Raw genomic sequence first — 24,363 nt, 5'->3', positions numbered from 1 at the left:
CATGTCGAAATTTTTCATCGACCGTCCGATTTTCGCCTGGGTAATTGCCTTGGTGATCATGCTGGTCGGGGCACTATCGATCCTCAAATTGCCGATCAACCAATACCCGAGCATTGCGCCTCCGGCGATCGCCATCTCCGTGGCCTATCCGGGTGCGTCCGCGCAGACCGTGCAGGACACCGTGGTGCAAGTGATCGAGCAACAGCTCAACGGTATCGACAACCTGCGTTATGTCTCTTCGGAAAGTAACTCCGACGGCACCATGACCATCACCGCGACCTTCGAGCAAGGCACCAACTCCGATACCGCGCAGGTTCAGGTACAGAACAAGCTGAACCTGGCCACCCCGCTGCTGCCGCAAGAAGTACAGCAGCAAGGTATCCGCGTGACCAAGGCGGTGAAGAACTTCCTGCTGGTGATCGGCGTGGTCTCGCGTGACGGCAGCATGACCAAGGACGACCTGTCCAACTACATCGTGTCCAACATGCAGGACCCGATCTCGCGGACAGCCGGTGTGGGTGACTTCCAGGTCTTCGGTTCCCAGTACGCCATGCGTATATGGCTCGACCCGGCCAAGTTGAACAATTACAACCTGACACCGATCGACGTCAAAACTGCCATCGCCGCACAAAACGTGCAGATCTCGTCCGGCCAGCTCGGCGGCCTGCCGGCCCTGCCCGGCACACAGCTGAACGCGACGATCATCGGCAAGACCCGCCTGCAGACCGCTGAGCAATTCAACAGAATCCTGCTCAAAGTGAACAAGGACGGCTCTCAGGTTCGCCTCAAAGACGTTGCCAGTGTCGGTCTGGGCGGCGAGAACTACAGCATCAACGCCCAGTTCAACGGCGCCCCGGCTTCCGGCCTGGCGGTGAAACTGGCCAACGGTGCCAACGCCCTTGACACTGCAAAAGCCCTGCGCAAGACCATCGACAACCTCAAACCGTTCTTCCCGCAAGGGATGGAAGTGGTGTTCCCGTACGACACCACTCCAGTGGTGACCGAGTCGATCAAGGGCGTGGTTGAAACCCTGGTCGAAGCGATCGTGCTGGTGTTCCTGGTGATGTTCCTGTTCCTGCAGAACTTCCGCGCCACCGTGATCACCACGATGACCGTGCCGGTGGTGTTGCTCGGCACGTTCGGCATCCTCGCGGCAGCCGGTTTCAGCATCAACACCCTGACCATGTTCGGTATGGTGCTGGCCATCGGCTTGCTGGTGGACGATGCCATCGTCGTGGTGGAAAACGTCGAACGGGTGATGAGCGAAGAAGGCCTGTCACCTAAGGAAGCCACCAAAAAATCCATGGGGCAGATCCAGGGCGCACTGGTCGGTATCGCCCTGGTGCTCTCGGCGGTACTGTTGCCGATGGCGTTCTTCAGCGGTTCCACCGGTGTGATCTACAAGCAGTTCTCGATCACCATCGTCTCGGCCATGGCCCTGTCGGTACTGGTTGCATTGATCTTCACCCCGGCGCTGTGCGCCACCATGCTCAAGCCGATTCCCAAAGGCGAGCATGGCACGCCCAAACGCGGGTTCTTCGGCTGGTTCAACCGTAACTTCGACCGTGGCGTACGCAGCTACGAGCGAGGCGTGGGCAACATGCTGACGCGCAAGGCCCCGTACCTGCTGGCATACATCCTCATCGTGGTCGGCATGATCTGGCTGTTCACCCGTATTCCGACGGCGTTCCTGCCGGAAGAAGACCAGGGCGTACTGTTCGCCCAGGTGCAGACCCCGGCCGGTTCGACGGCCCAGCGCACCCAGGTTGTCGTGGACGAGATGCGTGAGTTCCTGCTGCGTCCAGGCAAGGATGGCGGTGAAGGCGACGCGGTGAACTCGGTGTTTACCGTGACCGGCTTCAACTTCGCCGGCCGTGGCCAGAGTTCGGGTATGGCGTTCATCATGCTCAGACCATGGCACGACCGTAACGCCGACAACAGCGTGTTCAAGGTGGCGGCCCGTGCCCAACAGCACTTCTTCACCTTCCGTGATGCAATGGTGTTCGCTTTTGCACCACCGGCGGTTCTGGAACTGGGTAACGCCACCGGTTTCGACGTGTTCCTGCAAGACCGCGCCGGTATCGGTCACAACAAGCTGATGGAAGCCCGTAACCAGTTCCTGGGCATGGCCGCGCAGAGCAAAGTGCTGTCGCAAGTGCGTCCCAACGGCCTGAACGATGAACCGCAATATCAACTGGAAATTGACGACGAGAAGGCCAGTGCCCTGGGCATTACTATCGCCGACATCAACAACACCTTGTCGATTGCCCTGGGCAGTAGCTACGTCAACGACTTCATCGACCGTGGTCGGGTGAAGAAGGTTTACGTACAAGGCCAGCCAGGTGCGCGCATGAGCCCTGAAGACCTGCAAAAGTGGTACGTGCGCAACCGTGAAGGCACCATGGTTCCGTTCTCGGCGTTCGCCAAGGGCGAGTGGATTTACGGTTCGCCAAAACTGGCCCGTTACAACGGCGTGGAAGCAATGGAGATCCTCGGTGCCCCGGCCCCAGGTTATTCCACCGGTGAAGCCATGGCCGAAGTCGAAGCCTTGGCCCAGAAGCTTCCGGCAGGTGTCGGTATTTCCTGGACCGGTCTGTCCTATGAGGAACGTCTGTCCGGCTCCCAGGCACCCGCGTTGTACGCCCTGTCGCTGCTGATGGTGTTCCTGTGTCTGGCGGCGTTGTATGAAAGCTGGTCGATTCCGATCGCGGTCATGTTGGTGGTACCGCTGGGGATCATCGGTGCGTTAATGGCCACCAGCCTGCGCGGTCTGTCCAATGACGTGTACTTCCAGGTGGGCTTGTTGACGACCATCGGTCTGGCGGCGAAAAACGCCATTCTGATCGTCGAATTCGCCAAGGAACTGCACGAGCAAGGGCGCAGCCTGCGCGATGCGGCGATCGAAGCCTGCCGCATGCGTCTGCGACCGATCATCATGACCTCGCTCGCATTCGTCCTTGGTGTGGTACCACTGGCTATATCCACGGGCGCAGGCTCGGGTAGCCAGCATGCAATCGGTACCGGTGTGATCGGCGGTATGATCACCGCCACCGTACTGGCGATCTTCTGGGTCCCGCTGTTCTTCGTCACCGTATCGTCCATGGGCCAGCGCAAAATCGCCGACCAGGATGATGCAATCGAACCTTCTAAAGAGGCTGGCTAATGAGCAAGTCGCTACTCTCCCTGGCAGTCGCCGCCTTTGTGCTCGGTGGCTGCTCGTTGATACCTGATTATCAGCAGCCGCAAGCTCCGGTGGCAGGTCAATACCCACAGGGCCCGGCGTACTCGCCGGCCCAGGCGCCCGCTCAAGCGGCTGCGGAGCAAGGCTGGAAGCAGTTTTTCCATGACCCTGCGCTGCAACAGCTGATCCAGGTCGCCCTGGAAAACAACCGTGACCTGCGTGTCGCGGCCCTGAACATCGACGCTTTTGCGGCTCAATACCGTATCCAGCGCGCCGACCTGTACCCGGCCGTTTCGGCCAATGGCTCCGGCAGCCGTCAGCATGTACCGGCCAATGCCACGCAAACAGGACAGGGCGGCATCAACAGTTCCTACTCCGCTACCGTCGGCATCAGCGCTTATGAACTGGACCTGTTCGGTCGGGTTCGCAGCCTGAGCGAAGAAGCCCTGCAGAAGTACTTCGCCACCGAAGAAGGCCGGCGCAGTACTCAGATCAGTCTGGTGGCCAGCGTTGCCAACGCCTACCTGACCTGGCAGGCCGACAAGGAACTGTACAAGCTGACCCAGGACACCCTCGCCGCGTTCGAGGAGAGCTACAAGCTCACCTCCCGCAGCAACGAAGTGGGAGTCGCCTCGGCCCTGGACCTGGCGCAGTCGCGCACCTCGGTGGAAAACGCCCGCGCGCAACTGGCTCGTTACACCCGTCAGGTCGCCCAGGATGAAAACAGCTTGGTGTTGCTGCTCGGCACTGGTATCCCGGCCAACCTGCAAGCGGCCAAACCGCTTAACGATGACTTGCTAAGCGAAGTACCGCCCGGTTTGCCATCGGACTTGCTGCAGCGTCGTCCGGACATCCTGCAAGCCGAATACAACCTGAAGGCCGCCAACGCCAACATCGGTGCGGCGCGGGCTGCGTTCTTCCCGAGCATCAGCCTGACGGCCAATGCCGGTACCCTGAGCCCGGACCTGTCCGGCTTGTTCAAGGGCGGTTCGGGCACCTGGCTGTTCCAGCCGCAGATCAACCTGCCGATCTTCAACGCCGGCAGCCTGCGCGCCAGCCTGGATTACTCGAAGATCCAGAAAGACATTGGCGTGGCGAACTACGAAAAGTCCATTCAAACGGCTTTCCAGGAAGTCGCCGATGGCCTGGCTGCCCGCGAGACCTACACCGATCAGTTGCAGGCACAGCGTGATTTCGTCTCCGCGAACCAGCAGTACTACCGCCTGGCCGAGCGTCGTTACCGCATCGGTGTCGACAGCAACCTGACCTTCCTCGATGCCCAGCGTCAGCTGTTCAGTGCCCAACAGGCATTGATCACTGATCGCTTGGCGCAATTGGTCAGCCAGGTCAATCTATACAAGGCTTTGGGCGGTGGCTGGAACGAACAGACGGCGAAGAACGAGCCGTTGAAAGAAGAAGCGCCGAAGATGCGGATGTTCTGATAGCGCTGTGAAAACAATGAGCCCACCTTTTGGTGGGCTTTTTGTTGGCTGCCAGAAAACTGTGGTGCCAGGACGGGCCTCTTCGCGAGCAAGCCCGCTCCCACATTCGACCGTATTTTTTTCTGGAAAAACTCGGTCAACTGTGGGAGCGGGCTTGCCCGCGATGAGGCCCGCACATACACCCCAAAACCCCCGGCCAATCTTACGTTCGATAATCGCCCAAAACCCGCTCTCACAGATTGAACCATCCAGTACATTCCCCGCACCATTCGGCCCACAAGACCAATAACACCAGGTTCGACACCATGCCCCCGCGCCCTGCCCTCTCCGGCTGATCCCCAGGCTTTACCCAAAAATGTCGACTTGACGTCTGCACCCTTCCCGGTTGCGACACTACCCGTTTCATCCCCAAAAATTAGAGAGACCCGAGCCCATGACGCCTTCCACCACGCAGTATTTCGTTCCCAGCCTGATCGCCTTGGCCCTGGTCAGCGCAGCCCTGCCCGCCCAGGCCGAGGAATCAGGCTTTGTCGAAGGCGCCAAGGTCAACCTGAACCTGCGCAACTTCTACATCAATCGCAACTTCACCAACCCGACCAAGGCCCAAGGCAAGGCCGAAGAGTGGACACAGAGCTTCATTCTCGATGCCAAGTCAGGGTTCACCCAGGGCACCGTCGGGTTCGGCATGGATGTGCTGGGCTGTACTCGGTGAAACTCGATGGCGGCAAAGGCACCGGGGTACGCAACTGTTGCCGCTCGATAGCGACGGTCGTCCGGCTGACAACTACGGTCGCGCGAACGTGGCGCTCAAGGCCAAACTGTCGCAGACCGAAGTGAAAGTCGGCGATTGGATGCCGGTCCTGCCGATCCTGCGCTCGGACGACGGTCGATCCTTGCCGCAAACCTTCCGTGGTGGCCAGATCACCTCGAAGGAAATCAATGGTCTGACGCTCTACGGCGGTCAGTTCCGCCAGAACAGCCCGCGCGACGACAGCAGCATGAGCGACATGTCGATGACCGGCAAAGCCGCGTTCACCTCGGACCGTTTCAACTTCGAGGGCGGCGAGTACTGTTCAACGAAAAACGTACCCAGATCGCTTTGTGGAACGCTGAACTCAAGGACATCTATAGCCAGCAATTCATCAACGTGACCCACAGCCAGCCCATCGGCAACTGGACCCTGGGCGCCAACCTCGGGTTCTTCTACGGCAAGGATGACGGCAGCGCCCGCGCCGGCGATCTGGACAACAAAACCATGTATGGCCTGTTTTCGGCCAAGTACGGCGGAAACACCTTCTACGTCGGCCTGCAAAAACTCACTGGCGACAGCCCATGGATGCGGGTCAACGGCACCAGCGGCGGTACGCTGGCCAACGACAGCTACAACTCCAGCTACGACAATGCCCGGGAAAAATCCTGGCAAGTGCGTCACGACTACAACTTTGTCGCCCTCGGCGTACCGGGCCTGACCCTGATGAACCGCTACATCAGCGGCGACAACGTGCACACCGGCAGCATCACCGACGGCAAGGAATGGGGGCGCGAAAGTGAACTGGGCTACACCGTGCAGAGCGGCGCGCTAAAAGACCTGAACGTGAAATGGCGCAACTCGACCATGCGCCGCGACTACAGCAACAATGAGTTCGACGAAAACCGCGTGATCATCAGCTACCCGATCAGCCTGTTGTAACCATTTACCGCCGAAACCTGGTTATTCGATCGTTCCCACGCTCTGCGTGGGAATGCAGCCCGGGACGCTCCGCGTCCCATCAAGAGCCGAACGCGGAGCGTCCGTTGAGGCATTCCCACGCAGAGCGTGGGAACGATCAAACGCCGAAACTACTCGCGCGATTCAATCCCCAACTCATCCCACACCGACTCAGCCAGGTGGAACGTCGCGTTGGCCGCCGGAATGCCGCAGTAGATCGCGCTCTGCATGATCACTTCCTTGATCTCGCCACGGCTAACGCCATTGTTGGCGGCGGCGCGCAGGTGCAGTTTGAGCTCACCTTCGCGGTTCATGCCGATCAGCATGGCGATGGTGATCAGACTGCGGGTGTGGCGCGGCAGGCCCGGACGGGTCCAGATGTCACCCCAGGCGTGGCGGGTGATCATTTCCTGAAACTCCGAGTTGAACTCGGTCAGTGCATTCAGGCTTCGGTCGACATGAGCATCGCTAAGTACCTCGCGACGGACTTTCAGACCCTCGTCGTAACGTTGTTTCTCGTCCACGGATTTTCCCTCAACGAGCCTGCAGAAATGCCAGTACGCGTTCGCTGAAATCAGCGCCGGCCTGAACGTTGGACAGGTGCGCGGCATAGAACTCGGCGTACTCGGCCCCCGGCACATGCTCCTGAATGAAGTGCCCGCCGGACGGCGGCGTGACCGCATCCTGAGTGCCGGCGATTACCAGCAGCGGCGCCTTGATCGAAGACAACTGATCACGGAAATCAGCATCGCGTACCGCTGCGCAATTAGCCGCATAGCCTTGCGGCGACGTAGCCGCCAGCATGTCGGTAATCTGCTTGGCCGCAGCTGGATTGGCTTCGGAGAAGTCCGGAGTGAACCAGCGTGCAATCGATGCATCGCGCAGCGCCACCATGGCCGCCGCACCGTCACGCAGCACGGTTTCGATACGCGGGTTCCACACCGACGGATCGCCGATTTTCGCCGCGGTGTTGCACACGATCAACTTGTTGAGGCGTTCGCCAGCGTTGATACCCAGCCACTGGCCGATCAGCCCGCCCATGGACAGTCCGCAGAAATGCGCCCGTTCGATATGCAAGGCATCCAGCAGCGCCAGCACGTCATGGCCCAGTTGCTCGATGGTGTAAGGCCCCGCTGTCACCAGCGACTTGCCGTGACCACGGGTGTCGAAACGCAGCACACGGAAATGCTCGGTGAACGCCGCCATTTGCGCGTCCCACATATGCAGGTCGGTGCCCAAAGAGTTGGACAGCACCAGTACCGGCGCATCCACCGGCCCATCGATTTGCGGCCCTTGAATTTGGTAGTGCAGTTCGCCATCGGCGAGTTGAACGAAAGCCACAGCAGTCTCCTTCAGGCAGTCAATGCAGAATGTTCAGCCACCGCTCGCTCGACCCAGGTACGGGCCTGACCGAGGTAATGGGCGGGGTCCAGCAGATGATCGAGTTCTTCAGCCGACAGCTCGGCAGTCACTTGCGGCTCGTCGCCGAGCACCGCGCGCAGATGACGTTGTTCGGCCACGGCGCGTTTGCAGCATTGCTCCAACAGGTGGTGCGCGGTATCGCGCCCCACCCGTTGCGCCAGGACAATGCTCACTGCTTCAGCGAGCACCAGGCCTTGGGTCAAGTCCAGGTTGCGCGCCATGCGTTCGGCGTCCACTTCCAATCCGCCAGTGACCAACAACGCTTGTTTCAGGCTGCCGGATACCAGGCAGCAAATCTCCGGCAGGGTTTCCCATTCGGCATGCCACAAACCCAGGCTGCGCTCGTGCTCTTGAGGCATGGCGCTGAACAATGTCGAGAGCAAACCGGGGACCCGGGTGGCCGCGCCGATCAGCACCGCCGCGCCCACCGGGTTGCGTTTGTGCGGCATAGTCGAGGAACCGCCCTTGCCCGGCGCCGAGGGCTCGAATACTTCGCCCGCTTCAGTCTGCATCAACAGGCTGATGTCGCGTCCAAGCTTGCCGAGGCTGCCGGCGACCAACCCGAGTACCGAGCCGAACTCCACCAGGCGATCACGCTGGGTGTGCCAGGGCTGATCGGGCAAGCTCAGTTGCAGCTCCTCGGCCAGCGCCTGGGCAACCGGTATCGCTTTCTCACCGAGCGCCGCGAGAGTGCCGGAGGCGCCGCCGAATTGCAGCACCAGCAGACGCGGCTTGAGCTCTCGCAAACGCTGACGGTTGCGGGTCACCGCCCCCAGCCATCCGGCGATCTTCATGCCGAGGGTGACCGGCGTCGCATGTTGCAGCCAGGTGCGCCCGGCCAGCGGTGTGGCCGCATAACGCTGGGCTTGTGTGGCGAGGGTTTGCCCCAGTTGCGCCAGATCGCTATCGATCAGCTCCAGCGCCCGGCGCAGTTGTAGCACCAGACCGCTGTCCATCACATCCTGACTGGTCGCGCCCAAATGCACATAACGTTCGGCTTCGGCATCCTGCCCCGTAATCTGTTTGCCCAACGCCTTGACCAACGGAATGGCCGAGTTGCCGGCGGTGGCAATCGCTTCGCCGAGGGCGGCAAAGTCGAAATGCCCGGCCTGGCACGCGGCTTCGATCGGCGCCACGGCAGAGTGCGGGATCAAACCGACCCTCGCTTGCGCCCGGGCCAGCGCCGCTTCGAAATCGAGCATGGCCTGGACCCGGCCTTGATCGCAGAACACTTCGCGCATATCGCGGGCAGTGAAATAGGCATCGAACAATTGATTGCTCGGTCGCTGATTCATAAACAGTCCCTGGAGGCGCGGGCCGGTCAGGCCCGCGTAAAGATCAAAGGTCGTGGTGCAAATACGCGGCCTGTTTCGGCAGACGCAGGCTGAACAGGAACGCCACCGCCATCATCACCGTCACGTACCAGTAGAAGGAGTTTTCCATGCCGGCGGCCTTGAGGCTCAGGGCAACATACTCCGCCGAACCACCGAAGATCGCATTCGCTACCGCATACGCCAGGCCCACCCCCAGTGCACGCACTTGCGGCGGGAACATCTCGGCTTTTACCAGGCCGCTGATCGAGGTGTAGAAACTGACGATCGCCAGCGCCACTGTGATCAGTACAAAGGCCAGGAACGGACTGCCGACAGTTTTCAGGCTCAGCAGAATCGGTACGGTGAACAGCGTCCCCAAAGCACCGAACCACAGCATCGAATTACGTCGGCCGATCTTGTCAGCGAGCATGCCGAACAGCGGCTGCATGCACATATAAAGAAAGAGCGCGCCGGTCATGATGTAGCTGGCCGTCTTGGCCGGCATGCCGGCGGTGTTTACCAGGTACTTCTGCATATACGTGGTGAAGGTGTAGAAAATCAGCGAGCCACCGGCGGTGTAACCGAGCACGGTGATAAACGCGGCTTTATGGTCGCGGAACAACGCGCGGATGCTGCCGGCGTCCTTGTTCTCGCGCATTTCCTTGCTGGTGGTTTCTTTGAGCGAACGACGCAAGTACAACGAAACCAGCGCCGCCATGGCACCGACCACAAACGGAATCCGCCAGCCATAGGCACGTAAGTCATCCTCGGTGAGGAACTGCTGCAGAATTACCACCAGCAGTACCGCCAGCAACTGTCCACCAATCAGTGTCACGTACTGGAACGAAGCGAAGAAACCACGCTGCCCCTTGAGGGCGACTTCACTCATGTAGGTGGCGGTGGTGCCGTACTCACCGCCCACCGACAGGCCCTGGAGCAAACGGGCGAACAGCAGCAGGATGGGTGCCCAGACCCCGATGCTGCTGTAGGTCGGCAGACACGCAATAAGCAAAGAGCCGAAACACATCATCAGAATCGAGATCAACATCGAATTCTTTCGCCCGTGCTTGTCCGCGAGACGACCGAAGATCCAGCCGCCAATCGGACGCATCAGGAACCCGGCGGCAAACACGCCCGCTGTATTTACCAGCTGCACCGTGGGGTTGTCGGAGGGGAAAAAAGCGGGCGCGAAGTAGAGCGCACTGAAGGCATAGACATAGAAGTCGAACCATTCGACCAGGTTGCCGGATGACGCGCCGACAATGGCAAAGATCCGTTTGCTACGCTCTTCGCCGGTGTATAGCGCGGGTGAAGCGGTTGGCGTTGTCATTGTTTTTCACTCAATGGGGACAGTGAGAGTCTAGACATACTTTGCAACAGTCCCGTCCCACAGATGCATCAGCAACGCGATTCGATCGTTCCCACGGTCCCCGTGGGAATGCATCCCGTGACGCTCCGCGTCACAGTGGACGCGGAGCGTCCATGGCGGCATTCCCACGCAGAGCGTGGGAACGATCATGAAGGATTTCGATGCTCACTCAATAATCGAAGAACACCGTCTCGGCGTCCGTACCCTGCAGAATCACATTCCACTGGTAAACACCGAACGCATCCTGCTTCGCCAGCAAGGTGGGGCGACGCTCGGCCGGCACGCATTCCAGCAGCGGGTCCGACACGTTGGCCGCATCGCCTTCGAAGTAAATCCGCGTCAGCAAGTGCTTGACCAGGCCACGGGCAAACACCAGTACCACGAGATGCGGCGCCTGGGTCGTGCCCTTTAGGCCTTCTACCGTGCCCGGTTTGATCGTGGTGAAACGGAAACGCCCCTCGGCATCCACCGGCACCCGGCCAAAACCTTCGAAGTTCGGGTCCAGGGGTTTGTCCTGATCGTCTTCCGGGTGGTCATATTTGCCTGCGGCGTTGGCCTGCCAGACTTCCAGCATCGCGTCGTTGACGACATCGCCGTTGCCATCGACCACTTGCCCGGTGATCGCGACGCGCTCGCCCAGGGTTTGTTCGACGGTCAGGTTTTCGCGGTTCAGCCAGGTCAACCCGATGTGGTAGTACGGCCCGACGGTGTGGGACGTGGTCGCAGTCAGCGTCATCTTATTTCTCCATCGGCGTGGCATCGCGGCCGCGCAAAACGATGTCCCAGCGATAACCGAGGGCATAGGAAGGGATGGTTTTTTCCAGGTCAAAACTGGCGATCAGGCGCTCTTTGGCGCTGGTATCGGGCACGCAGTTGTAGATCGGGTCGTAGGCCAGCAACGGATCGCCCGGGAAATACATCTGTGTGACCAGGCGCGTCAGGATGCTCGGCCCGAACAGCGAGAAATGGATGTGCGCCGGGCGCCAGGCGTTGTGGTGGTTACCCCACGGATAGGCGCCGGGCTTGATGGTCTGGAACTGGTACCAGCCATCGGCGTCGGTCACGGTGCGACCGGTGCCTGTGAAGTTCGGGTCCAGCGGTGCGTCGTGCAGGTCGCGAGCATGGTTGTAGCGACCGGCGGCGTTGGCCTGCCAGATCTCCACTAGAATCCCCGGCACCGGCAGGCCGTTCTCATCCAGCACGCGGCCGTGGATGATGATGCGCTCACCCAGAGGCTCGCCCTGGTGCTGGGCAGTCAGGTCGTTGTCGGTCTCGCTGACGCGCTCGGCGCCAATGGTCGGCCCGGTGATTTCCGACAATGAATGCGGCAAGAACACCAACGGCTTGGACGGCGAGCGCAGGTTGGTGGATTGGTAGGTCGGGTGCAGGTACGCAGGCTGAGTGCCTTCCTGCGGGCGACGGTAACCAGGCTTGTCAGTCATGAAACATTCCTCAGTTCTTATTAGTCGACGCTTTGTTATTGAAGCTGAGCGTCAGACGCGTTCGATCGCCAGGGCCAGACCCTGACCGACGCCGACGCACATCGTCGCCAGACCTTTCTTGCCGCCAGTTTTTTCCAGCTGATGCAAAGCCGTCAGTACCAACCGCGCACCGCTCATGCCCAATGGATGGCCCAAGGCAATGGCGCCACCGTTCGGGTTGACCTGGGCCGCGTCGTCCGCCAGCCCCAGTTCACGCAGCACCGCCAAACCTTGGCTGGCGAAGGCTTCGTTGAGCTCGATCACATCGAAATCGCTGACTGCCACACCCAGACGCTCGGTCAATTTGCGTACCGCCGGTACCGGGCCGATGCCCATCACTCGCGGAGCAACACCGGCGCTGGACATGCCCAGCACTTTGGCGCGAGCGGTCAGACCGTGCTTTTTCACTGCTTCGGCCGAGGCCAGGATCAACGCCGCGGCGCCATCGTTCACGCCAGAAGCGTTGCCCGCGGTGACGGTTTTATCGGGACCGTTGACCGGTTTAAGTTTGGCCAGGGTTTCCAGGGAGGTGTCGGCACGAGGATGCTCATCCTGGCTGACAACCGTTTCACCCTTCTTGTGGGCAATCCGCACTTCGACGATTTCTTCGGCGAAAAAACCTGCGGCTTGCGCGGCGGCCGTACGTTGCTGACTGCGCAGGGCGAAAGCGTCCTGATCCTCGCGGGAAATTTCGTAATCGTCGGCGACGTTGTCGGCGGTCTGCGGCATCGCATCCACACCGTACTGGGCTTTCATCAACGGGTTGATGAAGCGCCAGCCGATGGTGGTGTCTTCGAGTTTCATGTTGCGCGAGAACGCTGCGTCGGCTTTGCCCATCACGAACGGTGCGCGGGACATCGACTCGACACCACCGGCAATCGCCAGCTCCATCTCACCACTGGCGATGGCGCGGAACGCGGTGCCAATGGCATCCATGCCCGACGCGCAGAGGCGATTGAGGGTGACGCCTGGAATGGTTTCCGGCAGCCCGGCCAGCAGCAACGCCATGCGCGCCACGTTACGGTTGTCTTCGCCAGCCTGGTTGGCGCAACCGAGGAACACCTCGTCCACTGCCGTCCAGTCCACCGAAGGGTTGCGCGCCATCAGCGCCTTGATCGGCACGGCGGCCAGGTCGTCGGCGCGAACCGTCGACAGGCCACCGCCGAAACGGCCGATGGGGGTGCGAATCGCGTCGCAGATATAAACCTCACGCATCACGCTTCTCCAGGTGCTTGGCCGTGGGCCGCCGCGGTACGGGCTTCCAGATCACGCAGCGCTGTCAGTTCGACTTCAGTCGGCTCGGCGTTGACGTCCACACTGTCGGCAAAACGGATCGGCCAACCGGTGGCGGCGACCACTTGCTCACGGGTCACGCCTGGGTGCAAAGAAGTGACCACGAATTCGTGGGTGCCAGCTTCCGGTTCCATGGTGCACAGGTCGGTAATGATGCCGACTGGACCTGCGCCCGGCAGACCGAGACGCTTGCGAGAATCACCGCCCTCGCCGTGGCCGACCGAGGTAATGAAGTCGAGCTTGTCGACAAACGAACGTGCCGACTGCTTGAGGATGATCAGCACGCTCTTGGCGGAACCGGCAATCTCCGGTGCGCCGCCGGCACCCGGCAGACGGACTTTCGGTGCGTGATAGTCGCCAACCACCGTGGTGTTGATGTTGCCGAAACGGTCGACCTGAGCAGCGCCGAGGAAACCGACGTCAATGCGACCACCCTGCAGCCAGTAGCGAAAAATCTCACCGGTCGGGACCACAGTGTCGGCGGTTTCCGCCAGCTCACCGTCACCGATCGACAGCGGCAGTACGCTCGGCTTGGCACCGATCGGACCCGATTCGTAGATCAGGACTACATCCGGCGAGGAAGTCAGCCGCGCCAGGTTGGCCGCTTTCGACGGCAGGCCGATGCCCACGAAGCACACCGAACCGTTCTTCAGGCGACGGGCAGCGGCAACGGTCATCATTTCATTGGTGGTGTAAGTCATTACTTCGCCTCCGAAGCGGCGGCCAGTTTGGCCTGGAACTCGCTGAAGTCAGCGCTGCCATGGATGTACTCGTTGATCCACGCGGTGAAGGTTTCACGGTCGCGGGCAATCGGGTCCCAGGCCTGGTAGAAGCGGTTGTCGCGCTCGTTGTAACCGTGGGCGTAGGACGGATGCGCACCACCAGGCACATGGCACACAGCGCTCAAGGCCCAGGTCGGCAGAACACATGAGTTCATTGGCGCATTGAGGTCGTCGACGATTTCTTCAACGGTAACGATGCAGCGCTTGGCCGCCAGCGCCGCTTCTTTCTGCACGCCGAGAATGCCCCACAACAGCACATTGCCTTTGCGGTCGGCTTTCTGCGCGTGAATCACGGTGATGTCCGGGCGCACCGAAGGCACCGCCGCCAGCACTTCGCCGGTGAACGGGCAGGTTACGGACTTGATCAACGGGTTGACCTTCGGCAAGTCGGAACCGGCGTAGGCACGCAGCACCGCAAACGGTAGGCCGGAAGCACCGGCGACGTAGGCATTGGCCAAGTCGGCGTGGCTGTGTTCCTCAATTTCCAGCGCATGCGGCCACTGCTTCTCGACTGCGTCGCGCAGACGGTGCAGCGAACCCACACCCGGGTTGCCGCCCCAGGAGAAAATTAGCTTGCGGGCACAACCGGCACCGATCAACTGGTCGTAGATCAGGTCAGGGGTCATCCGCACCAGGGTCAGGTCCTTCTTGCCCTGGCGAATGATTTCGTGACCCGCCGCCGTCGGGATCAGGTGAGTAAAGCCTTCGAGTGCGACGGTATCGCCGTCGTTCACGAATTGCTTCACCGCGTCGTGCAGCGAAAGAATTTCAGCCATTGGGGCAGGCTCCCATTTGTTATTAACCGACAGTGGAAGAAGGCGCCGATGCGCAGCGCCGCAGTCACTGAAGAGTAAGCCCGTGAAAAACGCCAAACAATCCGATAATCGACTGAGTGTTCGATTATCGAACACATTGTTGCGTTACTACCGATCCCAAAAGCTTCGCGGGCAAGCCTCGCTCCTACAGAGATCACGCTATACCTGTAGGAGCGAGGCTTGCCCGCGAAGACGCCATCAAAACCATTAGAGATTCTGGATCAGCCTGTCAGGTCGCATCCGCATGACTGACCATGCCCTTGATCACCACCGCCGTCGTCGCCAGCGCCGCCGGAATCACCAGCGCCGTCAGCACTTGCTCAAAGTTCCAGCCCAGGCCCAGCAGCGTGGCGCCCATCCAGGCCCCGAGAATCGCGCCGAAGCGACCAATGCCGAGCATCCACGACACACCAGTGGCGCGTCCCTGGGTCGGATAAAACCGCGCAGCCAGCGATGGCATCGCCGATTGCGCGCCGTTGACACACATCCCGGCCACCAGCACCAGAGTCGCCAGCAGCGTGATACTCCCCAGGCTCTGCCCAACCGCGTAGGCAAACACGCCGGCCAGCAAGTAGAAAGTGCCGATGACCTTGTGTGGATTGAACCGGTCCATCGCCCACCCTACGCCCACCGCGCTCAGCACACCGCCGAACTGGAACAGCGCGCCGATGAATGCGGCCTGCTCCATGCTCGCGCCACTGTCACGCATCAGGGTCGGCAGCCAACTGGTCAGCAGGTAAACGATCACCAGGCCCATGAAGTAGGTCAGCCAAAGCAACAAAGTACCGACGCTGTAGGTGCCAGAGAAAATCACTGCAAATACGTTACGCGCCTGCACGGTTTTCTGCTCCGGTACGCTGAAGCTGGAGGCCTGGGCGACCACCGCGGGGTCGATGGGCGCCAGCGTCTTGCGCACTTTGTCGGTGCCACGGTTACGGACTACCAGATAGCGCGCCGACTCCGGCAGCCAAAGCAGCAAAATGACGGCAAGGATCAACGGCAAAATCCCACCGATCAGCAACAGGCTGTGCCAGCCGAACGCTGGAATCAGCTTGGCCGAAATGAATCCGCCACCGGCCATACCGAGATTGAAACCGCAGAACATGCTGGTCACCAGCAAGGATTTCTTGCGCTCCGGGGTGTATTCCGACAGCAGCGTGGTGGCATTCGGCATCCCCGCCCCCAGCCCAAGGCCGGTGAGGAACCGCAGCACCAGCAACTGGTCGACGTTAGTGCTGTAAGCCGAGGCCAGGCTGAATACACCGAACAAAAACACGGCGCCCACCAGTACGATTTTTCGCCCGAAGCGGTCAGCCAGCGGGCCGGAACCCAGTGCGCCGAAGACCATGCCGATCAGTGCCGCACTCATCACCGGACCCAGGCTGGCGCGGTCGATGCCCCAGTCCTGGGACAGTGCGGGGGCAATGAAGCCCATGGCTGCGGTGTCGAGGCCATCGAGGAAGACAATCAGGAAACACAGGATCACTACGCGCCACTGGTAGCGCGAAATGGGTTGAGCATTGATGAAGGACTGCACGTCGAGGCAGTTTCCTACAGCAGACTGAGGCTGATTCATTATTTTTATTCCATGCGAAGTACACAGTCGTACAGTTGCCAGCCAAGCTGGCGCAGCCGCGACAGTAATAATCCGCATCAAACAGCGTCAATTCACCAAACGCGACTCTGTGCGTTTATCGAACAGCTTAGGCAAACAACTGGGCGCTGAGGTCACGGCTGGCGCTTAACAAACCAGGTAGGAAACGCTGTTCCAGCTCGTTACGGCTGACCCGTCCCGCATGGGTACTGACATTCAGAGCCGCGACCACCTGGCCGGAAGCGTCGTACACCGGGACGGCAATCGAGCGCAGCCCCTGCTCAAGTTCCTGATCGACGATGCACCAACCTTGTTGCCGCACCTCCTGCAGGCATTCGAGCAATGCTTCAGGGGTATGCAGGGTGCGACTGGTCTTGGCCTGCAGGTCGGCATGATCTAGGTATTCACCCAGCGACGTGTCATCCAGGGCGGCCAGCAGAATTCTGCCCATCGATGTGCAATAGGCTGGCAAGCGTCCGCCTACCGAGAGGTCGACCGAAATCAGCCGCTGGGTGGTCGCCGAGCGAGCGATGTACAGGATGTCATCACCTTCCAGGGTGGCCATGTTGCAAGCCTCGTGTAGTTGCTCGCTCATGCGGTCCAGGTACGGCTGGGCTGAAACCGCCAGCGGCGTCGAGGATACATAGGCATGGCCGAGAGTCAGCACTTTGGGCAGCAATGAATAGGTGCGTCCGTCAGTGGTGGCATAGCCGAGTTTGATCAGGGTATGCAGGCAACGTCTTACAGCTGCGCGGGGAATTTCCGTGCGATGGCTGATCTGGGCGATGGTCAGGTGCCGCTTGCGCTCCTGAAACGCTTGCACGACAGCCAGCCCACGCGCCAGCGAAGTCATGAAATCAGGGTCACCGGTCAGGGCCTGAATCCGCTTGGCGGGCGACGCGACGATCGGCGGTGCCACTGAAGCGAAGGAATTGCGCAGTTGATCGTTCATATAAGGTCCTTTTCCCACACGTATCAGCGACTATTACAAGCGGCATGGACCCGGCAAACAAGCCCGGCCCACCAAGATTGGGCGATTATCGAACCATCGACCGATAATCGCAATCGACTCACTCCACCTTCCGGCCTGCCAATGGCCCGGGTTACGAAACCTTTCCTTATATGTTTTCGTGCAGACCCGAATGTGGACTCAGGGTGGGTGTAGTTGCCACAAGTTGTTCGACTTGATGGCGCCAGAAAGGCATCGTTGCAGATCGATATCAGCCAAAACGCTAGTTGACAGTAAAAGATACTGTTAAAAACAATCAGACATCACGCGCTACTTTTAACTCTTTGGCGATAGTGTTCTTTGAATCGCTCGCTATAATACAAATCAGTAGCCAGGTGGTTTTTTATTCGCCGATCCCGCTACACGGTGGCGCGATGTTCCATCGCCGCTGCCCCCGGCAAGCGTCCGACGCTGACTGCATTTGCATCGCCAATGCGCTCGCCGAAACAGGAATCTGATGCTACGTCAGCTATTTATCTCTGGTGCCGTGGCCGCCTGCAACATGGACGTACTGATCGCCCTGCCGTAAAAACGATGCCTTCATGGGCCTTGTCCTTTCGACGAGCGGGATCAATACATTGACCGCAGCGCGTTTCACCAGAATTTATCTCAACTCATTCAGGTAGCACTGTGACGAAAGACGAACTGCGCGGGGAACTTGAGCGCCAGGAACAACGTTACAAGGAAGTTTATGGCGGGGAAGTCACCACCTACGCCGCCCAACCCGAACCGGAACGCAAACCCTGGCGTAAACGCGCCACCGTTCAGGATCAGGTTTTCAAGCAAGAACTGGAAAAAATGGAAAAGGAACTCAACGCCGAAGGGCCATGACTGCCACGGCGTGAATATTTCCAGGGGTCTGCATTTACACCCGTTAAAAGCGGGAAGTATTGATGTTGCCTTTTGCGCCCGCCAAGAGCGGGCAGCGGCTACCTTGCTTATCTGACAGGGTAAAAGGCTCATGTCTGACCCACCTCTCAGAAATTTCATACAAGAGTTCAATCCGCTCCTTCAGGGGAGTGCAACCCTTGCACCATCAGGGTTTCCAAGTAAATTCAATGACTTGCAGACCCCGAAAAATCGATGGGACTGAGGGTGCGGTCGCAAATAATTCGTTGAAGAATGTTACCGATGAGCAGCAAGTGCATCGATTGATAGTCTTTTCTGGCATAATCGCGCCCCCTTATGACCGGGTCAGAAAACCTTCATGATCGATTTATTCAGCGGACTGGATGCTTGGGTGCTTGTGAGCCTCTTGCTCGCCCTGGCTTTTGTCCTCGCCTTCGAGTTCATCAATGGATTTCATGACACCGCTAACGCGGTAGCCACTGTTATCTACACCAAAGCGATGCCGCCTCATCTGGCAGTGTTCTTTTCCGGTGTGTTCAATTTCCTCGGCGTGTTGCTGGGCGGCGTTGGTGTGGCGTATGCCATTGTCCACCTGCTGCCGGTAGAACTGCTGATCAATGTGAATACCGGCCATGGTCTGGCAATGGTCTTCTCGTTGCTCGCCGCAGCCATCACCTGGAACCTGGGCACCTGGTACTTCGGTATCCCCGCCTCCAGCTCCCATACGCTGATCGGTTCGATCCTCGGTGTGGGTCTGGCCAACGCCCTGATCAACGATATTCCGTTGGCCGACGGGGTGAACTGGCAGAAGGCGATCGATATCGGTGCTTCGCTGGTGTTCTCGCCAATGGCCGGTTTCCTGATCGCTGCGCTGATACTGATCGGCCTTAAATGGTGGCGTCCGCTGTCGAAGATGCACAAGACGCCGGAACAGCGCCGCAAGATCGACGACAAGAAACACCCGCCATTCTGGAACCGCCTGGTGCTGGTGATCTCCGCCATGGCCGTGAGCTTCGTGCACGGTTCCAACGATGGTCAGAAAGGTATCGGCCTGATCATGCTGGTGCTGATCGGTATCGTACCGGCGCAGTTCGTTCTTGACCTGAACAGCACGACTTATCAGATCGAGCGTACCCGTGACGCCACCTTGCACTTGAGCCAGTTCTACAAGCGCAATGCCGACTCCTTGGGCGAGTTCCTGGCCCTGGGTAAAAGCGTGGAAGGCGATCTTCCGGAGAAGTTTCGCTGCAATCCGCAGCAGACTGAACCGACCATCGCCGCTCTGCTGGACACCCTGAAGGGTGTAGCCGACTACCACTCGCTGCCGTCGGAAAGCCGCATCGAAGTGCGTCGTTACTTGCTGTGCCTGGACGACACAGCCAAGAAAGTCAGCAAATTGCCAATCTTGGCCGCCCGCGAAAAGGCTGACCTGGACAAGCTACGCAAAGATCTGACCACCACCACCGAATACGCTCCGTTCTGGGTGATTCTGGCGGTTGCGCTGGCTCTGGGCCTGGGCACCATGGTCGGCTGGAAACGCGTGGTACTGACCATCGGCGAGAAGATCGGCAAGCAGGGCATGACCTACTCCCAGGGCATGTCGGCACAGATCACCACCGCCAGTCTGATCGGCATGGCCAACATTTTCAGCCTGCCGGTGTCCACCACCCACGTTCTGTCTTCTGGTGTGGCCGGGACTATGGTCGCCAACAAAAGCGGCCTGCAAGGCGGTACCGTCAGAACCATCCTGCTGGCCTGGGTGCTGACCCTGCCAGCTACGGTCGCTTTGTCCGCCGGCCTTTTCTGGTTGGCTTCGAAGGCGCTGGGTAGCTGATACGCAACTGAATAAAAAGGCGCGCTCCGCAAGGACCGCGCCTTTTTTATTGCATGAACGTGATCGTTAGATCGTTCCCACGCTCTGCGTGGGAATGAATCCCGTGACGCTCCGCGTCACAGGTGGACGCAGAGCGTCCATGGCGGCATTCCCACGCGGAGCGTGGGAACGATCAAAACCTCAAATCGCAGGCGAAAAAAAGGGCAACCGAAGTTGCCCAAAATGCCTTGCGTGCTCATTGCCTCAAGAAAGACCTACGGTTTTTTCCGCTTGTGCGAGTCCTTCCAGATAAAAATCCGAACCCTGCAAAAAACAAAATCATGAGGCTGACGGTCAGCACTCCGGCGATCACCACGTTGTCGAAAAACATGACGCATCTCCTGCAGTTGCCCTGTTGCGATGGGGCTAAGTTAACCAATCGGGCAGGAGAGAATATTGACCGGGATCAATGTTGCCGGGGACCGGGCATATAAGGAGGGGTAAAACTGACCTGCATCAGTCGTTGCAGGGGGACTCAGCGCTTTTTCGGCTTGTTCTTCGATTTGGTTTTCGGGGTTTTCTTCGCTTTACCCAGCGGCATGGCCTGTTCGAACGCCTGGCGCACTTCATTCAGGCGTTTATCGTTAAGGTCATGGACACGCTTGGCGCGTTCGGCGTTGAGATCGATCAGCTTGTCGTCTTGGCTCATGGCGTTCAGTGCATCGCTTGAAAGGAAAGTCAGCTGCCGCATCATTCGGCAGGATTGCACCAATAATGCGGTCTAGCGATGGCGCTGACCAGTCGCAACCTCAAATCTCGATATCGACCCACAATCCCTGACGGGGCTGGTCTTCCATCAACGGTGCCACAGGCACGGTGTTGTCGGCATTGAGTTCGTTACCGGGAATCGCCAGGTGCGCTTCGGGATCATTATCGGCCTCACGGCGACGACGCTCGCGTTCCTGCTGTCGGCGCTGCTCCTCACGCAACAGCAGAACAGCATCTTCGGGGTCGCGATTTTTCAGGTCGATGGTGCTGTCGCTGGAACTCTCCTGCATCGGCACCACAGGTGCGATGTCCGGGCGCGGGCGGACCGGGTCGTGCTGGGAAGTGATGGGCACGGCACTCAAGGGGAGCATCGGTGGCAGCATATTTATCAGTCTCCTGTCAGCAGGCTGTCGGCTGCGGGGATGGCGACTTGAGCCATCGGTCGTAATCTGTGACCCGGTTGGCACTATGAGCGGGTGCAGACTACGATCTTTGTCGGACAACACAAAACCACAGCCTTCCCAAAGTTCGAAAGATCGTCCGAGCGCGACCCGAATCTTCGGCAGCGCCTATACGAGTAATCCTTTGGCCCCGAAGGCTCATTCCGTTAAGATAGCCCGCTTTTTCAAGGTGGGAGTCAGGCAGCATGGCGCAGCAGTATCAACCGGGGCAACGCTGGATCAGTGACAGCGAAGCCGAGCTGGGTTTGGGCACCGTTCTGGCACAGGACGGCCGCTTGTTGACCGTGCTCTATCCGGCCACTGGCGACACCCGCCAGTACGCGTTACGGAATGCGCCCCTCACCCGCGTACGATTTTCGCCGGGTGACACCATCACTCACTTCGAAGGCTGGAAACTAACCGTTCGCGAAGTCGACGACGTCAATGGCCTGATGGTCTACCACGGCCTCAACGCTCAGAACGAAGCGGTCACTCTGCCAGAAACCCAACTGTCGAACTTTATCCAGTTCCGTCTCGCCAGCGACCGTCTATTCGCCGGCCAGATCGACCCGCTGGCCTGGTTCTCCCTGCGCTACCACACCCTGGAACACACCAGCCGTCAGTTGCAGTCCTCGTTGTGGGGCCTGGGTGGCGTGCGTGCGCAACCGATCGCGCACCAGTTGCACATCGCCCGCGAAGTCGCAGACCGTATCGCGCCACGGGTTCTGCTGGCGGACGAAGTAGGTTTGGGTAAAACCATCGAAGCTGGCCTGGTGATCCATCGCCAACTGCTTTCGGGTCGCGCCAATCGCGTGCTGATCCTGGTGCCGGAAAACCTGCAGCACCAGTGGCTGGTGGAGATGCGCCGCCGTTTCAACCTGCAAGTCGCGCTGTTCGACGAAGAACGCTTCATCGAAAGCGATGCTTCCAACCCGTTCGAAGACACCCAGCTCGCGCTGGTTGCACTTGAATGGCTGGTGGATGATGAAAAAGCCCAGGACGCGCTGTTCGCGGCCGGTTGGGACTTGCTGGTGGTCGACGAAGCTCACCACCTGGTGTGGCACGAAGATCAGGCCAGCCCTGAGTACTCGCTGGTCGAGCAACTCGCCGAAACCATTCCTGGCGTGCTGCTGTTGACCGCAACCCCGGAACAACTGGGCCAGGACAGCCACTTCGCCCGCCTGCGCCTGCTCGATCCGAATCGTTTCCATGACCTGCACGCCTTCCGCGCCGAGAGTGAAAACTATCGTCCGGTGGCCGAGGCCGTTCAGGAGCTGCTGGAAAAAGGGCGCTTGTCACCGCAAGCGCACGAGACCATCCACGGTTTCCTCGGCAACGAAGGCGAAGCCCTGCTGGCCGCGGTCAACGATGGCGACACCGAGGCCAGCGCCCGTCTGGTGCGCGAACTGCTGGACCGCCACGGCACCGGCCGCGTGCTGTTCCGTAACACCCGTGCCGCCGTGCAGGGTTTCCCGGAGCGCAAACTGCACCCGTATCCGCTGCCGTGCCCGGACGAGTACCTCGAACTGCCGTTGGGCGATCACGCCGAGTTGTACCCGGAAGTCAGCTTCCAGGCCCAGCCGGACGCCAGCGAAGAAGAACGTTGGTGGAAATTCGACCCGCGCGTCGAGTGGCTGATCGACCAGCTGAAAATGCTCAAGCGCACTAAAGTGCTGGTGATCTGCGCCCACGCCGAAACCGCCATGGACCTGGAAGACGCCCTGCGCGTGCGCTCCGGCATCCCGGCCACGGTGTTCCACGAAGGCATGAACATCCTTGAGCGTGACCGCGCCGCCGCCTACTTCGCCGACGAAGAATTTGGCGCACAAGTGCTGATCTGCTCGGAAATCGGCAGTGAAGGTCGCAACTTCCAGTTCTCCCACCACCTGGTGCTGTTCGACCTGCCGTCCCACCCGGACTTGCTGGAACAACGTATCGGTCGTCTGGACCGGATCGGCCAGAAGCACATCATCGAGCTGCATGTGCCGTACCTGGAAACCAGCCCGCAACAACGGCTGTTCCAGTGGTATCACGAAGCGCTGAATGCATTCCTCAACACCTGCCCGACCGGCAACGCCTTGCAGCACCAGTTCGGTCCACGCCTGCTGCCGTTGCTGGAAGAAGCCGACGATGGCGAGTGGCAAGCGCTGATCGACGAAGCCCGTGCCGAGCGTGAGCGCCTGGAAGCCGAACTGCACACCGGCCGCGACCGTTTGCTGGAGCTCAACTCCGGCGGTGCCGGCGAAGGTGAAGCGCTGGTCGAGGACATCCTCGAGCAAGACGACCAGTTCGCCCTGCCGATCTACATGGAAACCCTGTTCGATGCGTTCGGCATCGACAGCGAAGACCATTCGGAAAACGCCCTGATTCTCAAGCCGAGCGAAAAAATGCTCGACGCCAGCTTCCCGCTGGGCGACGACGAAGGCGTGACCATCACTTACGACCGCAACCAGGCGCTGTCGCGTGAAGACATGCAGTTCATCACCTGGGAACACCCGATGGTGCAGGGCGGCATGGATCTGGTGCTGTCCGGTTCCATGGGCAACACTGCCGTGGCGTTGATCAAGAACAAGGCGCTGAAACCCGGCACCGTGTTGCTGGAACTGCTCTACGTCAGTGAAGTGGTTGCCCCGCGCTCGCTGCAACTGGGCCGTTACCTGCCGCCGGCCGCCCTGCGCTGCCTGCTGGACGCCAATGGCAATGACCTGTCGGCCCGTGTTGCCTTCGAGACCTTGAACGATCAACTCGAAAGCGTGCCGCGCGCCAGCGCCAACAAGTTCATCCAGGCCCAGCGCGATCAGTTGACGCCACGGATCAACGCTGGCGAAGACAAGATCTATCCGCGTCACGCCGAACGTGTAACGCAAGCGCAACGTCGCCTGGCGGCCGATACCGATGAAGAACTGGCGCGCCTGACCGCGTTGCAAGCGGTCAACCCGACCGTGCGTGACAGCGAATTGGTTGCCTTGCGTAAACAGCGTGAGCAGGGTCTGGCCATGCTCGACAAGGCTGCGCTGCGACTGGAAGCGATTCGGGTGCTGGTGGCGGGTTAATCACCCCCTGCTTTACCGGTAAAAAAGAAGG

General features: G+C 59.9%; 19 protein-coding genes and 2 pseudogenes. 7 read left to right on the top strand and 14 right to left on the bottom strand.

Features of this window, described 5'->3' with window-relative positions:
- Position 1 precedes the first annotated feature (1 nt).
- From emhB to CES87_RS20960, 4 genes and pseudogenes are all read left to right on the top strand, one after another.
- Entirely contained in the window at positions 2–3,163 is a 3,162-nt protein-coding gene (emhB, locus tag CES87_RS20970) for an efflux RND transporter permease subunit EmhB (RefSeq protein ID WP_128607608.1), read from the top strand.
- Positions 3,163–4,623: an efflux RND transporter outer membrane subunit EmhC gene (gene emhC, locus CES87_RS20965; protein ID WP_128607607.1), complete on the top strand. Its 1,461-nt coding sequence runs from the start codon at positions 3,163–3,165 to the stop codon at positions 4,621–4,623. The genes emhB and emhC overlap by 1 nt, the downstream gene beginning before the upstream one ends.
- A gap of 433 nt (positions 4,624–5,056) precedes the next feature.
- Positions 5,057–5,335 carry an OprD family outer membrane porin gene (locus CES87_RS34460; RefSeq protein WP_371858237.1) on the top strand — a complete coding sequence of 93 codons (279 nt, stop codon included), beginning with the start codon at positions 5,057–5,059 and terminating at the stop codon, positions 5,333–5,335.
- Positions 5,268–6,313, top strand: a pseudogene (locus CES87_RS20960) (OprD family porin). Before CES87_RS34460 ends, CES87_RS20960 begins: the two are co-directional and overlap by 68 nt.
- A gap of 149 nt (positions 6,314–6,462) precedes the next feature.
- Here CES87_RS20960 and pcaC read toward each other — a convergent pair.
- The 11 genes from pcaC to pcaR form a co-directional block, all read right to left on the bottom strand.
- Entirely contained in the window at positions 6,463–6,855 is a 393-nt protein-coding gene (pcaC, locus tag CES87_RS20955) for a 4-carboxymuconolactone decarboxylase (RefSeq protein WP_128607606.1), read from the bottom strand.
- A gap of 10 nt (positions 6,856–6,865) precedes the next feature.
- On the bottom strand, positions 6,866–7,672 hold the full coding sequence (gene pcaD / locus CES87_RS20950) for a 3-oxoadipate enol-lactonase (protein WP_128607605.1): 807 nt from the start codon (positions 7,670–7,672) through the stop codon (positions 6,866–6,868).
- An 11-nt stretch (positions 7,673–7,683) separates the two neighbouring features.
- Positions 7,684–9,048 carry a 3-carboxy-cis,cis-muconate cycloisomerase gene (locus CES87_RS20945; RefSeq protein ID WP_128607604.1) on the bottom strand — a complete coding sequence of 455 codons (1,365 nt, stop codon included), beginning with the start codon at positions 9,046–9,048 and terminating at the stop codon, positions 7,684–7,686.
- A gap of 43 nt (positions 9,049–9,091) precedes the next feature.
- Positions 9,092–10,396: an MFS family transporter gene (locus CES87_RS20940; protein ID WP_128607603.1), complete on the bottom strand. Its 1,305-nt coding sequence runs from the start codon at positions 10,394–10,396 to the stop codon at positions 9,092–9,094.
- Between the two features lie 208 nt (positions 10,397–10,604).
- Positions 10,605–11,171: a protocatechuate 3,4-dioxygenase subunit alpha gene (pcaG, locus tag CES87_RS20935; protein ID WP_128607602.1), complete on the bottom strand. Its 567-nt coding sequence runs from the start codon at positions 11,169–11,171 to the stop codon at positions 10,605–10,607.
- A 1-nt stretch (position 11,172) separates the two neighbouring features.
- Positions 11,173–11,877, bottom strand: coding sequence for a protocatechuate 3,4-dioxygenase subunit beta (pcaH, locus tag CES87_RS20930; protein WP_128607601.1), 705 nt, complete (start codon positions 11,875–11,877; stop codon positions 11,173–11,175).
- A gap of 51 nt (positions 11,878–11,928) precedes the next feature.
- On the bottom strand, positions 11,929–13,134 hold the full coding sequence (pcaF, locus tag CES87_RS20925) for a 3-oxoadipyl-CoA thiolase (RefSeq protein WP_178081460.1): 1,206 nt from the start codon (positions 13,132–13,134) through the stop codon (positions 11,929–11,931).
- On the bottom strand, positions 13,131–13,910 hold the full coding sequence (locus tag CES87_RS20920) for a CoA-transferase subunit beta (RefSeq protein WP_128607599.1): 780 nt from the start codon (positions 13,908–13,910) through the stop codon (positions 13,131–13,133). Before CES87_RS20920 ends, pcaF begins: the two co-directional genes overlap by 4 nt.
- Positions 13,910–14,767, bottom strand: coding sequence for a CoA transferase subunit A (locus CES87_RS20915; protein WP_008054173.1), 858 nt, complete (start codon positions 14,765–14,767; stop codon positions 13,910–13,912). The genes CES87_RS20920 and CES87_RS20915 overlap by 1 nt, the downstream gene beginning before the upstream one ends.
- Before the next feature lie 268 nt (positions 14,768–15,035).
- Positions 15,036–16,382, bottom strand: coding sequence for an MFS transporter (locus tag CES87_RS20905; protein WP_128607597.1), 1,347 nt, complete (start codon positions 16,380–16,382; stop codon positions 15,036–15,038).
- 127 nt (positions 16,383–16,509) lie between these two features.
- The gene (gene pcaR / locus CES87_RS20900; RefSeq protein ID WP_128607596.1) at positions 16,510–17,352 is read right to left on the bottom strand and encodes a pca regulon transcriptional regulator PcaR; all 843 of its coding nucleotides are present in this window, start codon (positions 17,350–17,352) and stop codon (positions 16,510–16,512) included.
- 687 nt (positions 17,353–18,039) lie between these two features.
- On the opposite strand from pcaR, the gene CES87_RS20895 reads away from it, so the two are divergent.
- The gene (locus tag CES87_RS20895) at positions 18,040–18,240 is read left to right on the top strand and encodes a hypothetical protein (protein ID WP_128607595.1); all 201 of its coding nucleotides are present in this window, start codon (positions 18,040–18,042) and stop codon (positions 18,238–18,240) included.
- 376 nt (positions 18,241–18,616) lie between these two features.
- Positions 18,617–20,092, top strand: coding sequence for an inorganic phosphate transporter (locus CES87_RS20890; protein WP_128607594.1), 1,476 nt, complete (start codon positions 18,617–18,619; stop codon positions 20,090–20,092).
- A gap of 254 nt (positions 20,093–20,346) precedes the next feature.
- Here the strand turns inward: CES87_RS20890 and ccoM are convergent.
- The 3 genes and pseudogenes from ccoM to CES87_RS20885 form a co-directional block, all read right to left on the bottom strand.
- Positions 20,347–20,462 (bottom strand): annotated as a pseudogene (gene ccoM / locus CES87_RS34075) (cytochrome c oxidase subunit CcoM).
- 144 nt (positions 20,463–20,606) lie between these two features.
- Entirely contained in the window at positions 20,607–20,780 is a 174-nt protein-coding gene (locus tag CES87_RS32410) for a hypothetical protein (protein ID WP_178081459.1), read from the bottom strand.
- 100 nt (positions 20,781–20,880) lie between these two features.
- Positions 20,881–21,222 (bottom strand): aspartate-semialdehyde dehydrogenase, encoded by a 342-nt coding sequence (locus CES87_RS20885; RefSeq protein ID WP_128607593.1) that lies wholly within the window; start codon positions 21,220–21,222, stop codon positions 20,881–20,883.
- A 263-nt stretch (positions 21,223–21,485) separates the two neighbouring features.
- Here CES87_RS20885 and rapA point away from each other — a divergent pair, with 263 nt between their 5' ends.
- A complete protein-coding gene (rapA, locus tag CES87_RS20880; RefSeq protein ID WP_128607592.1) occupies positions 21,486–24,332 on the top strand; it encodes an RNA polymerase-associated protein RapA in 2,847 nt (948 codons plus the stop codon).
- Positions 24,333–24,363 lie beyond the last annotated feature (31 nt).

The organism is Pseudomonas sp. ERMR1:02, from assembly GCF_002277815.1.
Taxonomy (GTDB): domain Bacteria; phylum Pseudomonadota; class Gammaproteobacteria; order Pseudomonadales; family Pseudomonadaceae; genus Aquipseudomonas.
This window is presented reverse-complemented; position numbering and strand designations above follow the sequence as displayed.

Bases quoted from the DNA above. Each gene is read 5' to 3' on its own strand.
- emhB (WP_128607608.1), top strand. From the start codon at position 2: ATGTCGAAATTTTTCATCGACCGTCCGATTTTCGCCTGGGTAATTGCC.
- emhC (WP_128607607.1), top strand. From the start codon at position 3,163: ATGAGCAAGTCGCTACTCTCCCTGGCAGTCGCCGCCTTTGTGCTCGGT.
- CES87_RS34460 (WP_371858237.1), top strand. From the start codon at position 5,057: ATGACGCCTTCCACCACGCAGTATTTCGTTCCCAGCCTGATCGCCTTG.
- CES87_RS20945 (WP_128607604.1), bottom strand. From the start codon at position 9,048: ATGAATCAGCGACCGAGCAATCAATTGTTCGATGCCTATTTCACTGCC.
- CES87_RS20940 (WP_128607603.1), bottom strand. From the start codon at position 10,396: ATGACAACGCCAACCGCTTCACCCGCGCTATACACCGGCGAAGAGCGT.
- pcaG (WP_128607602.1), bottom strand. From the start codon at position 11,171: ATGACGCTGACTGCGACCACGTCCCACACCGTCGGGCCGTACTACCAC.
- pcaH (WP_128607601.1), bottom strand. From the start codon at position 11,877: ATGACTGACAAGCCTGGTTACCGTCGCCCGCAGGAAGGCACTCAGCCT.
- CES87_RS20920 (WP_128607599.1), bottom strand. From the start codon at position 13,910: ATGACTTACACCACCAATGAAATGATGACCGTTGCCGCTGCCCGTCGC.
- CES87_RS20915 (WP_008054173.1), bottom strand. From the start codon at position 14,767: ATGGCTGAAATTCTTTCGCTGCACGACGCGGTGAAGCAATTCGTGAAC.
- CES87_RS20905 (WP_128607597.1), bottom strand. From the start codon at position 16,382: ATGAATCAGCCTCAGTCTGCTGTAGGAAACTGCCTCGACGTGCAGTCC.
- pcaR (WP_128607596.1), bottom strand. From the start codon at position 17,352: ATGAACGATCAACTGCGCAATTCCTTCGCTTCAGTGGCACCGCCGATC.
- CES87_RS20890 (WP_128607594.1), top strand. From the start codon at position 18,617: ATGATCGATTTATTCAGCGGACTGGATGCTTGGGTGCTTGTGAGCCTC.
- CES87_RS32410 (WP_178081459.1), bottom strand. From the start codon at position 20,780: ATGAGCCAAGACGACAAGCTGATCGATCTCAACGCCGAACGCGCCAAG.
- CES87_RS20885 (WP_128607593.1), bottom strand. From the start codon at position 21,222: ATGCTGCCACCGATGCTCCCCTTGAGTGCCGTGCCCATCACTTCCCAG.
- rapA (WP_128607592.1), top strand. From the start codon at position 21,486: ATGGCGCAGCAGTATCAACCGGGGCAACGCTGGATCAGTGACAGCGAA.